Source organism: Pseudoxanthomonas sp. (assembly GCF_036845285.1).
Lineage (GTDB): Bacteria > Pseudomonadota > Gammaproteobacteria > Xanthomonadales > Xanthomonadaceae > Pseudoxanthomonas_A.
This window is the reverse complement of the sequence record NZ_DAIUEE010000004.1, coordinates 151,866-164,556: the sequence shown is the minus strand read 5'-3', so window position 1 is coordinate 164,556 and position 12,691 is coordinate 151,866. Positions and strand designations below refer to the sequence as shown.

10 protein-coding genes are annotated in these 12,691 nt (G+C 68.3%); 9 read left to right on the top strand and 1 reads right to left on the bottom strand.

Annotated elements, in window-relative coordinates; genetic code table 11:
* Positions 1 to 91: 91 nt before the first annotated feature.
* Positions 92 to 874: a DeoR/GlpR family DNA-binding transcription regulator gene (locus V7060_RS07105; protein ID WP_334178541.1), complete on the top strand. Its 783-nt coding sequence runs from the start codon at positions 92 to 94 to the stop codon at positions 872 to 874.
* On the opposite strand, the gene V7060_RS07100 is transcribed toward V7060_RS07105, so the two are convergent.
* Positions 871 to 1,977, bottom strand: a complete 1,107-nt coding sequence (locus tag V7060_RS07100; RefSeq protein ID WP_334178540.1) for an amidohydrolase family protein — start codon at positions 1,975 to 1,977, stop codon at positions 871 to 873. The two genes, V7060_RS07105 and V7060_RS07100, sit on opposite strands and share 4 nt — an antisense overlap.
* Positions 1,978 to 2,089: 112 nt before the next feature.
* On the opposite strand from V7060_RS07100, the gene V7060_RS07095 reads away from it, so the two are divergent.
* The 8 genes from V7060_RS07095 (at position 2,090) to V7060_RS07060 (ending at position 12,675) form a co-directional block, all read left to right on the top strand.
* A complete protein-coding gene (locus V7060_RS07095; RefSeq protein ID WP_334178539.1) occupies positions 2,090 to 4,174 on the top strand; it encodes a glycoside hydrolase family 36 protein in 2,085 nt (694 codons plus the stop codon).
* Entirely contained in the window at positions 4,171 to 5,076 is a 906-nt protein-coding gene (locus V7060_RS07090; protein WP_334178538.1) for a DMT family transporter, read from the top strand. The genes V7060_RS07095 and V7060_RS07090 overlap by 4 nt, the downstream gene beginning before the upstream one ends.
* Before the next feature lie 16 nt (positions 5,077 to 5,092).
* Positions 5,093 to 6,382, top strand: coding sequence for a D-tagatose-bisphosphate aldolase, class II, non-catalytic subunit (locus tag V7060_RS07085; RefSeq protein ID WP_334178537.1), 1,290 nt, complete (start codon positions 5,093 to 5,095; stop codon positions 6,380 to 6,382).
* On the top strand, positions 6,369 to 7,526 hold the full coding sequence (locus V7060_RS07080; RefSeq protein ID WP_334178536.1) for an SIS domain-containing protein: 1,158 nt from the start codon (positions 6,369 to 6,371) through the stop codon (positions 7,524 to 7,526). Before V7060_RS07085 ends, V7060_RS07080 begins: the two co-directional genes overlap by 14 nt.
* Positions 7,523 to 8,476 carry a BadF/BadG/BcrA/BcrD ATPase family protein gene (locus V7060_RS07075; protein ID WP_334178535.1) on the top strand — a complete coding sequence of 318 codons (954 nt, stop codon included), beginning with the start codon at positions 7,523 to 7,525 and terminating at the stop codon, positions 8,474 to 8,476. Before V7060_RS07080 ends, V7060_RS07075 begins: the two co-directional genes overlap by 4 nt.
* 308 nt (positions 8,477 to 8,784) lie before the next feature.
* A complete protein-coding gene (locus V7060_RS07070) occupies positions 8,785 to 10,035 on the top strand; it encodes a hypothetical protein (RefSeq protein ID WP_334178534.1) in 1,251 nt (416 codons plus the stop codon).
* A 53-nt stretch (positions 10,036 to 10,088) separates the two neighbouring features.
* Positions 10,089 to 10,937, top strand: a complete 849-nt coding sequence (locus V7060_RS07065; RefSeq protein WP_334178533.1) for a DUF2272 domain-containing protein — start codon at positions 10,089 to 10,091, stop codon at positions 10,935 to 10,937.
* A gap of 46 nt (positions 10,938 to 10,983) precedes the next feature.
* Positions 10,984 to 12,675, top strand: a complete 1,692-nt coding sequence (locus V7060_RS07060) for a hypothetical protein (RefSeq protein WP_334178532.1) — start codon at positions 10,984 to 10,986, stop codon at positions 12,673 to 12,675.
* Positions 12,676 to 12,691: the final 16 nt, after the last annotated feature.

The following is a 12,691-nucleotide window of genomic DNA, read 5'->3' as shown; positions in this document are numbered from 1 at the left end:
AAACGAAACCGAGCCTATAACATGTTTCGTTTTGTATCAATAGCGAAATGTAACGAAATAATCCATACTGTTGGCGCTACAAGGAGGTCCCATGTCCGTTACCCGTGATACCAGCCAACGCCGCCTGCAGATCAGCGAACTCGTGCGCCAGCACGGCAGCGTCCAGGTGGCCACGCTTGCGCGCCGGTTCGGGGTCAGCATGCAGACGGTACGCAAGGATTTGCGCTACCTGACCGAGCGCGGCGTGATGGCCCGCGCCTACGGCGGCGCGATCGACAGCAGCGTGGTCGGCACCGGTGCCGCCGCCGAACCGCACTACGAAGCCAAGCGCACCTCCCATCTGGACGAGAAGCGCCGCATCGGCCAGCGTGCCGCCGCCCTGGTCAAGGCCGGCGACACCATCGCGATCGATTCCGGCACCACCGCCATCCAGTTGGCCGAGTCGCTGCCGAACATCGAGGTGACCGTGGTCACCAACGACTTCGGCGTGCTCGGCGCGCTCGCGCCGAAGCACAACATCAACATCGTGATGCTCGGCGGCGAACTGCGCCGCAAGAACATGGCGTTCTACGGCGGCCTGACGGTCGAGGCGCTGGATGCCCTGCACGTGGACATGCTGTTCCTCGGCGTCGACGGCCTGGACCTGGAGCGCGGCATCACCACGCACTACGAGCCGGAAGCCATGCTCAACCGCAAGATGGTCGAAGCGGCGCGCGTGGTCGTGGCGATCACCGACAGCTCGAAGTTCGGCAAGATCTGCCTGCACCGCATCGTGCCGGTAAGCGACCTCAACGTGCTGATCACCGACCGCGGCGCGCCGAACGAGATCGTGCAGGCCGCCGAGCAGCTCGGCCTCGAACTCATCCTCGCCTAGTCCCGCGACGCGGTGCCGAACACCCGTACCGCGTTGCGGTAGTAGATCTTGTCGATCACATCGCGCGGCAACGCCAGGCCGGGCACGTCGGCATCGAGCATGTCCACCCGCTGCGTCTCGCCGGTCGCCAGATAGCGCCAATCCGACGTCCAGACCGCGTGCGCCGAGCGCCGGAACTCGGCGGGATCGGTATCGGGATTGACGGTGAGGTCGGTGCCGTACAGCAGCCGGTCCTGGTAGCGGATGAAGAACCTGCGCACCTTCTCGCGATCGCGGACGGACTGGTACTGCACCTGGCTCATGCGTGCCGCGAGATCGACGCTCGCCTGCGGGAAGCGGTCGAGGAAGGCGCCGAGGCGATCGACGTCGTACTCCAGGCTACCCATGTGCGCACCAACGAAGCGCAGCCCCGGATGCGCCGCCACGAAGCGGTCGCGCGTCGCGATCTGGTCGTCGTAGCTGGGCTGATCCGGATGCAGGTACATGTGGTACTCCGGATGGTTGCGGAAGTACTCGCGATCGTTGTCGGTGGTCATCTGCTCCAGCGGCAACCAGCAATTGTGCGGCTCGCCCTGGTGGCCGATCAGCACGAGGCCCAGCGAACGCACCTGCTCGGCCACCGGCGACAGGCCGGGATGGTCCAGCATGATCAATCGTCCGTCGGCGTCCTTCTCGATCATGCCGACGTTCTTCCATATCTTCGCCGCCCGCGCGCCTTCGCCCTTCGCCGTCGCAAGGCCCGCGTTGACGCGATCGGACCAGCCAGGCTGTCCGAACCCGTCCATCGAGAACGTCGCCGCCCAGTGCAGCCGCGCGGGATCCGCCTTCGCCAGCGCGGTGGCGGCGGCATGCTGGTCCGCGATGCTCGGAAAGTCCGGATAGTCCACGTTGATGGACATCAACTCGAAGCCATCCGCTCGCGCCTGCTCCAGGAAGGCGGGATGGTCCACGTTGGCATGCACGTGGGCGTCGAACTTGGCCACGCGCGCGAAGTCGGCCATCGCGTACGGACCTGCGGCCGATCCATGCGCCAGGGCCTGGCCGCCCATGACTCCGCAGGCGAGCACGACACTGACGCAGGCTCGTTTCCATGCTGCTTTCATTGGTGCACCTGTAATGTAACGAAACTTAAAAGCAAACATATCGCAACAAAAGTGTTGCATCAACCCGCCCCGTTCGCGCACAATCGGCCGCACCTCAACCGGAATGCCGCCCATGCCACCCATTGGACGCCGCACCGTCTTGAAGCTTGCCGTCGGCAGCGCCGCACTGGCAGCCCTGCCCTGGACGCCAGGCCGAGCGCTCGCCGCCGGCCATGCCGCCCTCACGGCACAGGATGCCCTGCTGTCGCTGCAGTTCGATCGCGCCCTGCGCACCCGCGTGGTTTACCGGGGCAAGACCTTGACGCCCTTCCAGGCCAGCGAAGTGTTGCTGCTGAAGGACGGTACCGCCATCGACACCTTTGCCTTCGGCAGCGAGGAGCGGCAGCCGGTCACCGATGCACGCCACGGCGCCGGCCTGCGCCATGTGTTCAATGGCGTCTCGAAACAAGGCATCGAGAAGCAGGTGGCCGTGACCTTCTTCGAAAGCGCCCCCGGCCTGGCATTGATGCAGGTGCGCTACCGCAATGCCGGCGCGCAGCCGGTCGACGTGGCGGGCTGGCGCTCCGCCGCGCACGAACTGGCCGACGCGCCGGGCGGTTTCTGGAGTTTCTCCGGCACCACGCATGAAGACCGCCGCGACTGGGTGCAACCGCTGGGTGCGGATTTCGACCAGCGCAACTCACTCGGCATGGACGCGTCCGACTACGGCGGCGGCACACCGGTCGCCAACGTGTGGCGGCGCGACGTCGGCCTGGCCGTCGGCCATGTCGAACCCGTGCCGCGCACGCTCGACCTGCCCGTCCGCAGGACGCGCAAGGGCGCAAGCATCGCCGTGGAGGGCGCGCAGGCGGTGACGCTGGCGCCGGGCCAGGCGCTATCGACCGAACGCACCTTCCTGTGCGCGCATACCGGCGACCACTTCGCTCCGCTCGCCCTCTACCGCGACTTCATGAAGGCCGAAGGCATCGCCGCGCCGCAGGCGCCGGCGTCGGCCTTCGAGCCGACCTGGTGCGCGTGGGGCTACGAACGCGACTTCACCGTCGCGCAGATCCTGGCCACGCTGCCGAAGGTGCGCGAGGTCGGCTTCCAGTGGGCCGTGCTGGACGACGGCTGGCAGACCAACGAAGGCGACTGGCAGATCGACCGCAGGAAGTTTCCGCGCGGCGATGCCGACATGCGCGACTTCGTGAAGGCCGTGCGCGCCGAAGGCCTGCGCCCGCGCCTGTGGCTGGCGCCGCTGGCGGCCGATCCCGGCAGCGAAATCCTCTACAAGCACAGCGACATGCTGCTGCTGGACGAATACGGTTCCTTCCAGAAGGTCAGCTGGTGGAATGCGCTGACCCAGTGCCCCGCCTACCAGCCCACCATCGATTACTACGTCGCGCTGGTGAAGAAGGCCATCGGCGACTGGGGCTTCGAGGGCATCAAGCTGGATGGCCAGCACCTCAACGCGGTCGCGCCCTGCTACAACCCCGCGCACAAGCACGCCAGCCCGACCGATTCCTGCGAGAAGCTGCCGGAATTCTGGAACGCGATCCACAAGGCCGCGCACGACGCGAATCCGGATGCGGTGGTCGAACTGTGCCCTTGCGGCACCGCGTTCGCCTTCCACAACCTGCCAGCGACCGACCAGTTCCCGTCATCCGATCCGCTGTCGTCCTGGCAGGTACGCAGCAAGGGCAAGAGCGTCAAGGCGCTGATGGGGCGCGGCAGCAGCTACGCCGGCGACCATGTGGAACTGGCCGATGGCCGCGACGATTTCGCCTCCAGCGTCGGCATCGGCGCGGTGATCTCGTCGAAGTTCACCTGGCCGCGCGACACCGACAACCCGACGGCCCCGCTGCCCGAGGGCGGCTACCTGCTGACGCCGGAAAAAGCAGTGCTGTGGAAGAAGTGGGTCGCGCTGTACCGCGACCACATGCTCCCGCTGGGCGACTACCGCGGCGAGTTGTACGACATCGGCTTCGACGCGCCGGAGACGCACGCCATCGCCAAGGACGGGGCGATGTACTACGCCTTCTACGCGAAGGACTGGAACGGCACGCTGGAACTGCGCGGACTCGGTGAAGGCCGCTACCGCGTGCGCGACCTGTTCAACGGCACCGAGTTCGGCACGGTCGACGCAAAGGCGAACACGCTGCGTACCGGCTTCGAGCGCTTCCTGCTGCTGCAGGCCACGCCGGAGGCGACCGCATGAGCGCCGTGGAGACCGCACCGCGCCGCCGCTGGCTGGCCTACGCACTGACCACGGTCGCGCTGTGGGGCGTGTGGGGTGCGCTGGCCGGCCTGTCGGCGCAGCGCGGCTTCCCCGACACGCTGGTGTACTGCGTGTGGGCACTGACGATGGTGCCGCCCGCGCTGTTCATCCTGTGGCGCACGGGCTGGACGCTCGACCGCTCGCCGCGCGCCGTCGCCTACGGCCTGGCGATCGGCCTGCTCGGCGCGGGCGGCCAGATGCTGCTGTTCAAGGCGCTGACCATCGGGCCGGCGTATTTCATCTTCCCGATCATCTCGCTGTCGCCGGTGATCACCATCGTGCTGTCGTTCGCGCTGCTGCGGGAGCGCACCGGCTGGATGGGCGCGCTGGGCATCGTGCTGGCGCTGGTCGCGTTGCCGCTGCTCGATCTGTCGTTCGGCGGTGGCACGCAAGGCCTCGGCTGGTTCGCGCTCGCGCTGCTCATCATGGCCGCGTGGGGCATCCAGGCCTATTTCATGAAACTGGCCAACCACACGGTCAGCGCCGAAAGCATCTTCTTCTACATGATGGTCGGCGCGCTGCTGCTGGCGCCGGTGGCCTGGGCGATGACCGACTGGACGCAGCCGATCAACACCGGCCTGGACGGCCCATGGATGACCGCGGCGATCCAGGTGTTGAACGCGGTCGGCGCGCTGATGCTGGTCTACGCGTTCCGCTACGGCAAGGCGATCGTCGTCGCGCCGCTGACCAATGCGGGCGCGCCGCTGGTGACCGCGGTGCTGTCGCTGGTGTTCGCCAGCGTGGTGCCCGGCCCGCTGAAGATGGTCGGACTCGCCCTGGCGCTGGTGGCCTCGCTGCTGCTGGTGCTGGAACCCGAACGCCCCGCCCCGCACAACACCTGACCGGACGAACCTGTACATGCACGCCCTGCTCGACCTCATCTCACGCCACAAGCTCGGCCAGGCCGTCGGCGTGACCTCCATCTGTTCCGCGCATCCGATCGTCATCGAGGCGACGCTGCGGCACGCGGCGGAGCACGCCTCGCCGCTGGTGCTGTTCGAGGCGACGTGCAACCAGGTGAACCAGGACGGCGGCTACACTGGCATGACGCCGGCGGATTTCGTCGCCTTCGTGCACGGCATCGCCGGACGCACCGGCTTCGACACCGCGCGCATCGCGCTAGGCGGCGACCACCTGGGGCCGAATCCATGGACCGCGCTCGACGCCGGCGCGGCGATGGACAAGGCCGAGGTGATGGTGGCGGCCTATGTCGCGGCCGGCTTCCGCAAGATCCACCTCGACTGCTCGATGGCCTGCGCGGATGATCCGACGCCGCTGCCGGAAAGCGAGATCGTCCGTCGTGCCGTGCGCCTGTGCCGCGCCGCCGAGGACGCGTACGGACAGGCCGGCGGCGAAGCGCCCGTGTACGTGATCGGTACCGAAGTGCCGGTGCCGGGCGGCGCCACCGAAGCCATCGCGGGACTGGAAACCACCACGCCGGCCGCCGCGCGCGCCACCATCGACGCGCACCGCGAGGCCTTCCATGCCGCCGGACTCGCGCGGGCATGGGAACGCGTCATCGCGTCGGTCGTGCAGCCGGGCGTCGAGTTCGACCACCACGACGTCATCGACTACGCGCCGGAGAAGGCACGTGCGCTGAGCGAGGCCATCGTGCCGCTGCAGGGCATGGTGTACGAAGCGCACTCCACCGACTACCAGACACGCGAGGCCCTGCAGGCACTGGTGCGCGACCATTTCGCCATCCTCAAGGTCGGTCCCGGCCTGACCTTCGCGCTGCGCGAGGCGCTGTGGGCGCTGGATGCGATCGAACGCGACTGGATCGCGCCCGAGCACCGCGCCAACCTGCGCGACGTGGCGATGCAACGCATGCGCGACCAGCCGCAGCACTGGCGCCGCTACTACCACGGCGAGGGCCAGCCGCTGACCATCGACCTGCAGTACAGCCTGAGCGACCGCATCCGCTATTACTGGCCCGACCCGGTGATCGAAGCGGCGCGCGCGCGCCTGTTCGCCAACCTGCGCGATACCTCGCCGCCGCTCCCGCTGATCAGCCAATACCTCCCCCATGCATTGCACGCCCTCCGCCACGACCGCGCGACCTTTGATCCGCAGTCGCTGGCGATGGCGCATATCAGTGCCGTCCTGGACGACTACCATCATGCCTGCCATCCCCATGAAATCCCCTGACCACCTCGGCGTCCCCGTATCCGACCTCCAGGCCGGCGGCGCGCTGTGGACCGCGCGCGAAATCGAGCAGCAACCGGCGATGCTGGAACGCACCCACGCGCTGCTGGCCGACCTGCAGGCGCAGATCGACGCGTTCATCGGCCCCATCGCGCAGGACCCGAACGCGCGCGTGATCCTCACCGGCGCCGGCACGTCGTCCTACATCGGCCAGTGCCTGGCGCCGCTGCTGGATCGCCACCTGCCGGCCCGCGTCGACGCCGTGCCGACCACCGACATCGTCAGCGCGCCGCACCTGTACCTCGATCCCGCACAACCGCTGCTGCTGGTGTCGTTCGGCCGCTCCGGCAACAGCCCGGAAAGCCTGGCCACCGTCGCGCTGGTCGAATCGATCGTCGCCGACGTGCGCCACCTGGTGGTCACCTGCAATCCCGAGGGCGCGCTGGGACGCGCGCCGGCGCGCCACCTGCTGACCCTGCAGTTGCCCGAGGAAACCCACGACGCCAGCTTCGCGATGACGTCCAGCTTCAGCTGCATGATGTACGCCACCCTGGCGGCCTTCGTCGGCACCCCCCGCCTGGCCCCGCGCATCCCGGCGATCCGCGATGCCACCGCGCAGACCATCGACCACGCCGGTCCCACCACCCATGCGCTCGCGCTGACGGGGTACGAGCGCGTGGTCTACCTGGGCAGCGGCGTGATGCAGGGCCTGGCGCGCGAGGCCGCGCTGAAGCTGGGCGAACTCAGCAATGGCGCCGTCGCGACCTGCTACGACTCGCCGCTCGGCTTCCGCCACGGACCCAAGACCTTCCTGCAGGCGCGCACGCTGGTCGTCGTCTTCGTCTCCAACGATCCGCTGACGCGCAAGTACGACCACGACCTGATCGACGAGCTGCGCCAGGACCGCGTGGCCGGGCGCGTGATCGAAGTCAGCGCGCAACCGCGTGCCGACGCGGCGACCGATACCGTCGCGGTGCCGTTCCTCGCCGGTGCCGACGACGTCGACCTGCTGTGGCCGTATGTCACCGTCGCCCAGATGTTCGCCTTCCACGTCTCCCGTGCGCTCGGCCTGTCGCCGGACAACCCGAACAAGCAGGGCACGGTGAACCGCGTCGTGCAGGGTGTCCGCCTGCATACGGCGTCATGACGCAGCGCGTCTACCTGGGCGTCGACGGCGGCGGAACCAAGACCCGGTTCGCGCTGATGGACGACGACGGGCAGCTGATCGCGCACGCGCAGACAGGCACGACCTATCACCCGGAAGTGGGTCTGGATGGCGTGCAGCGGATACTGGCGGACGGCATCGCCTCCGTGCTCGCGGATGCCGGCGTGCGCGATACGCATGCGCTGGCGTACGCGTTCTTCGGCCTGCCGGCACACGGCGAAGACACGCAGGCCACCGCATGCCTGGACGCGATACCGGCGCAGGTGCTCGGGCACGGCCGCTACCGCTGCGACAACGACATGGTGTGCGGCTGGGCCGGCTCGCTGGCCTGCGGCGACGGCATCAACATCGTCGCCGGCACCGGCTCGATCGGCTACGGCCAGCGCCAGGGCGTGGAGGCGCGCGGCGGCGGCTGGGGCGAAGCCTTCTCCGACGAAGGTTCGGCCTACTGGATCGCCGTGCAGGGGTTGAATGCGTATTCGCGGATGAGCGACGGGCGCCTGCCGAAGGGCCCGTTGCATGCGTTGATCAACGACCGCCTTGCACTGGCCACCGACCTGGACCTGTGCGCGCGCATCTATGGGCCTGGCGTGGGAACCCGCGGCGAGATCGCGCAGATCTCGCGCATCGTGGCCGAAGCGGCACGGCAGGGCGATGCCGCCGCAGGGAAGATCTACACCAATGCCGGGCATGAGCTTGCCGGCATCGTCGTCGCGATCCACGACCGGCTGGCGTTCGACCACGACGAGAACGTCGTCGTGTCGTACTCCGGCGGCGCCTTCAGCGCCGGCGACCTGTTGATGCACCCGTTCGCGGAGGCACTGCACGAAGCCTCGCCGCGGTTCGAACTGCGCACGCCGCTGCACGAACCCCACTACGGCGCCGCACTCTACGCGCGCCTGCTCGCGCGACGGCACGCCATCGCGGCCTGACGCCAGCGGCGTTGGCCGCTGTCCGCTGTCCGCTTCCGCCGCCGCGGCCCTGATGGCCCGGCAACCCGACCGTCGTTGAAAGGCCTGCCGCGGCCACCGGCCAACGCCGCCGGACAGGCCACTGTTGCCTGCCGCCACCTCGTCCCGGCGTCCCGGTCCAACGGGCCGAAACGCACGCGCCTTCCGTTCATCCGACACCCATCGACGGGATGGCCCGGCCGCGGCCGACACCGGCGGTCCGGCGCGTGTCCCCTGTGGATGCGTTTCTTCGCATACCACCCCATCGCCTATACCAGGAGCCTGCCGCCATGCGTCGTCCGCCGATGAAACTCGCCCTCGCCACCGCGCTGATCGTGGCGCTACCCGCCAGCAGCGCGCCGCCTGCGGGGCCGGAAACGCAGGTCTGGATCGATGTCGCCACGCATTCCATGGCCGGCATGCCCGACCTCGGCATGCTGGGCGGACTGGCCGGCAAGATGATGGGCGGGCAGCAGGGACCGCAGGGGTATCCGCAGGCGCGCAACATCCCCGGCAGCCCGGGCCGGTTGCTGGACATCGCCCTGTACAACCGGCTCAAGCCGGGCATGCCCGCCGAACAGGCCGTGCCGGCGGCACTCGGCGTCGGCAAATCGCTGTCGTTGCTGCCGCCACCGCCGGGCAAGAGCGTGGATGAGCCGAAAGAGCACGAGATGCACGACATCGAAGTGACCATCCGGCAGTACTGGGGCTGCAGTGCGACCGTGCGCCCGGGACAGCCGAAGGTGATCACGCTGAGGGTCAGGAACGGGCAGTTCCAGCAGAACGGCTCGCTGGCGCCCGGCCTGTTCGTCCCCGACCGCGACATCGACGTCAATCCAGGCTATGCGCTGTGGCCCAACCTCAAGAACAGCAAGCGCCTCGGCGAGCGTTCGTCGATGGTGGGCCAGCACCGCATCACCGGCGACGGCATACCGGCCTCGCTGCAGTTCGAGCTGGGCCAGAGCGCGGACTTCATGCCGAAGATCGCGCTGCAGACGCGCGGCGAACTGACCGACAGCGTCGCGCTGACGTGGCAACCGGTGGACCGCGCCAAGGCGTACTTCATCGACGCCATGGCGATGCAGGACGAGCGCAACTTCGTCATGTGGAGCAGCGCGGAGGTGGCCGGCGCCGGCCATGAACTGATGAACTACCTGACCGGCTCGTACATCGACAAGTGGCTGAAGCAGAAGGTGCTGCTTGCGCCCGGCACCACCGACTGCGCCATTCCGAAGGGCATCTTCACTTCCACCGGCAAGGGCGAACACGGCGGACTGGCCTCGCTCAACCTGATCGCATACGGGCCGGAAACCAATCTGGTGTGGCCGCCGAAACCTGCCGATCCGAAGCAGCCGTGGGACCCCGAGTGGAACGTCCGCGTGCGCACCAAGTCCACCACCAGCGCCATGCTCGGCATGGACCTGGGTGGACTCGGCGACATGCCCGCCGACGAAGGCGACAACGACGGCAAGCAGGCCCCCGACAAGAAGGAAGAAGGCGGCGCCAAGAAGCTGTTGCGCGGCCTGCTCAGGAACTTCTGAACCCCGTCGAGGGCGGGCCGCGCGCCCGCCCTTTCCCGCCATGGACGACACCCATGAAATCCACGTTGCTGCTGCTGTTCGCCCTCGCCACCCTGTGGGGCACGTTGCCCGCCCGGGCCGCCGATCCGTGTCCGCAGCTGCGCACGCAACGGGCGTCGACCGATGTCGCCACGCGCATCGCAGCCATCGCCTGCCAGGAGAACCATGCCTGGTTCCGTCCTTTCATCGACGCGGATGGCCGGGTCGGTGGCCAGGCGGTGTACGAAGCGGAGAACGATGCGCTGGCCGACGGTGCGCAGGCGTGGCGCAAGGTGGCGGCGTACTGGAACGGCAGCGGGCTGGCGGGCGGATGCGGCGCGGTGGGTGCGGCCTGCCGCAGTTTCGTCGTGGACACGCCGTGGTCGGCCGCGTTCGTGTCGTGGGTGATGCGGCAGGCGCGCGTGCCGGGCTTCGGTGCATCGTCCCGCCATGTCGACTACGTACGTGCGGCACACCGCGCGCTGCCGGCCGCGCCTTACCGGTTGGTTGCACCGCACGAGGCGGCGCCTGCGCCCGGCGACCTGCTCTGCTACGTGCGCGGACAGTCGCGCGCGGTGGGTTACCAGGGTCTGCTCGACATCCTCGATGGCGGCGATGGCCTGCCGATGCATTGCGACATCGTGGTGGCCACGCAGGACGGCATCGCGTGGCTGGTCGGCGGCAACGTGCAGCAGACCGTCGCCCTGCGGATGCTGAGGCTGGACGACGCCGGCCGCTTTGCCGACCTGCCCACGCGCAGTGCGGTAGACACGCCATGCAGCCCCGATGCGCCCGCGCAATGCAACCTCAATCGGCAGGACTGGGCGGCGCTGTTGAAACTCACCGCAGACGTGCCAGCGCCGCTGCTGGCCGCACAGCCCTGATCGCGTCGGACGGCGGCCGCACATCGACTTCACCGGAGACTCGCACGTGACGCACTCGACACCTTTTCGCTGGTTCGCACTCCCCGCGCTTGCCGGGCTGCTCCTGTCGCTCGCGTCGTGCACGCAGGGCGACGGAGACCAGGCCACGACAGCGCTCGCTGAAAGCAGGACGCCGACACAGGCGCAGCTCGACAAGTTCGTGGCCGAAGGGCCGGAGCCTTCCCTGCAGTCGTTGCGCCCGCTCGACTACTGGCTGCACTACCGGCTGATGCAGGCGACCGGCGTAGAAGCCGCACTGGGCGGCGAGGCGCAGGCGGTGGCAGCGCTCAAGGCGCTGGCGGAAGACTACGAACGGCAGGCCCGCGGCACGCAGGCACAGGTGCCGAAAATGATTCCCGCCGCCTTCACCGGCGAAGGCATGTCGAGTGGCCTGCTGGGCCTGGGCATGGGCACCTTCGGAGGATTCATGACGGGTGGCCTGCTGTCCGGCATGATCGCCGGCGCTTCCGACGACAAGCTGGCCGAACTGGCAAAGGAAGGACCGATCAACTTCGGCGGCAAGGAAGGCGGTGCACAGGTCACCATCGGTTCGGACGGCAGCCTCAGCCAGGAGTACACCTACGAAGGCAAGATCGCCGACGGCCTGACCGGCAAGATCAAGATGAAGATGAAGACGGACGCCTGCCCGGACGCACAGGGAAAGATCTCCGTGGTGTCCGACATCGACTCGTCCGTGCGCGTCACGGGCAAGGAAGGTACGGGCGGCTACGTTCACTCACGCTTCGTCTACGAGCGCTGGCTCGACGACGACGCCCAGCTGATGCAGGGGTCCGATGGATCGTCTTCACGCATGGATCTGAAGATGGGCGGCTATGAGAACTACGCGTCGCAACACGTCGACATCAGTGCCGGCTGGAAGCGCGGGGGTGGCGAGATCTTCGAGAACCGGATGGAGAAGGGCTTCAGCATCTTCCGGCCCGAAGAGGTGCAACGCACCCAGCAACTGATGCAGGGCGCGCAGCTGATCCAGACCCTGTTCGCCGAGATGATGCTGCGCGGCTCAGGCAAGCAGGCGCCCTGGGAAACTGGCCGGTGCGTGGAGCTGAAACCCACCAGCACCCCCACCAAGCGCAAAGGCGCCAAGCCCTCCACCCACTACGAAGTGGAAGCCGCGCCGCGCGCGAAGTCCGACGGCGCGCCGGCCGGCGGCACCGTGACCGCAACGCTCAGCGGCGGCTCCAGCCTGCAGCCGGCGAGCGGCAAGGTGCCGGCCGATGCGAAGTACGCGTACACGGGACCCGCGAAGAAGGACGAAGCCGCCACGATCACGTTCGAAGCGCGCAGCAAGCGCGGCGTGGGACGCGCAACGCTGGAATTCGATACCAAGGAACAGCACGCCTACCGCATCACCGTGTTCCCCGGCTGCTCCGGCGTCAGCGGCAAGGACGTCTGCGATCTCGCCAAGCCGTTCGCCATCGAGGGGCGTGGATGCGCCGGCGGTGCGGTCAGCCGCATGGCGTTCACACCGTCGGGCGCGGGCGGCGGCAAGATGGACTGGAGCACGCGCATCGACGTGATCCGTGCGGACTTCAACGGCACCTACACCGTGGAAGAAGGAGAAGAGGTGGGCTACCTGCATACCACGCTCACCGGCTGCGCGATGGGTCCCGGCGCCAGAGCCTGCGGCGGCACAGGCCCCAGCATCACGATGGCGCGGATCGAACCCTGCGAAGAGTGATGCCGCCCGTGCAGGG

What these genes read in the sequence shown, in the direction of transcription:
- V7060_RS07075 (WP_334178535.1), top strand. Translation starts at nt 7,523, where the DNA reads ATGACGCAGCGCGTCTACCTGGGCGTCGACGGCGGCGGAACCAAGACC.
- V7060_RS07070 (WP_334178534.1), top strand. Translation starts at nt 8,785, where the DNA reads ATGCGTCGTCCGCCGATGAAACTCGCCCTCGCCACCGCGCTGATCGTG.
- V7060_RS07095 (WP_334178539.1), top strand. Translation starts at nt 2,090, where the DNA reads ATGCCACCCATTGGACGCCGCACCGTCTTGAAGCTTGCCGTCGGCAGC.
- V7060_RS07090 (WP_334178538.1), top strand. Translation starts at nt 4,171, where the DNA reads ATGAGCGCCGTGGAGACCGCACCGCGCCGCCGCTGGCTGGCCTACGCA.
- V7060_RS07085 (WP_334178537.1), top strand. Translation starts at nt 5,093, where the DNA reads ATGCACGCCCTGCTCGACCTCATCTCACGCCACAAGCTCGGCCAGGCC.
- V7060_RS07100 (WP_334178540.1), bottom strand. Translation starts at nt 1,977, where the DNA reads ATGAAAGCAGCATGGAAACGAGCCTGCGTCAGTGTCGTGCTCGCCTGC.
- V7060_RS07080 (WP_334178536.1), top strand. Translation starts at nt 6,369, where the DNA reads ATGAAATCCCCTGACCACCTCGGCGTCCCCGTATCCGACCTCCAGGCC.
- V7060_RS07065 (WP_334178533.1), top strand. Translation starts at nt 10,089, where the DNA reads ATGAAATCCACGTTGCTGCTGCTGTTCGCCCTCGCCACCCTGTGGGGC.
- V7060_RS07105 (WP_334178541.1), top strand. Translation starts at nt 92, where the DNA reads ATGTCCGTTACCCGTGATACCAGCCAACGCCGCCTGCAGATCAGCGAA.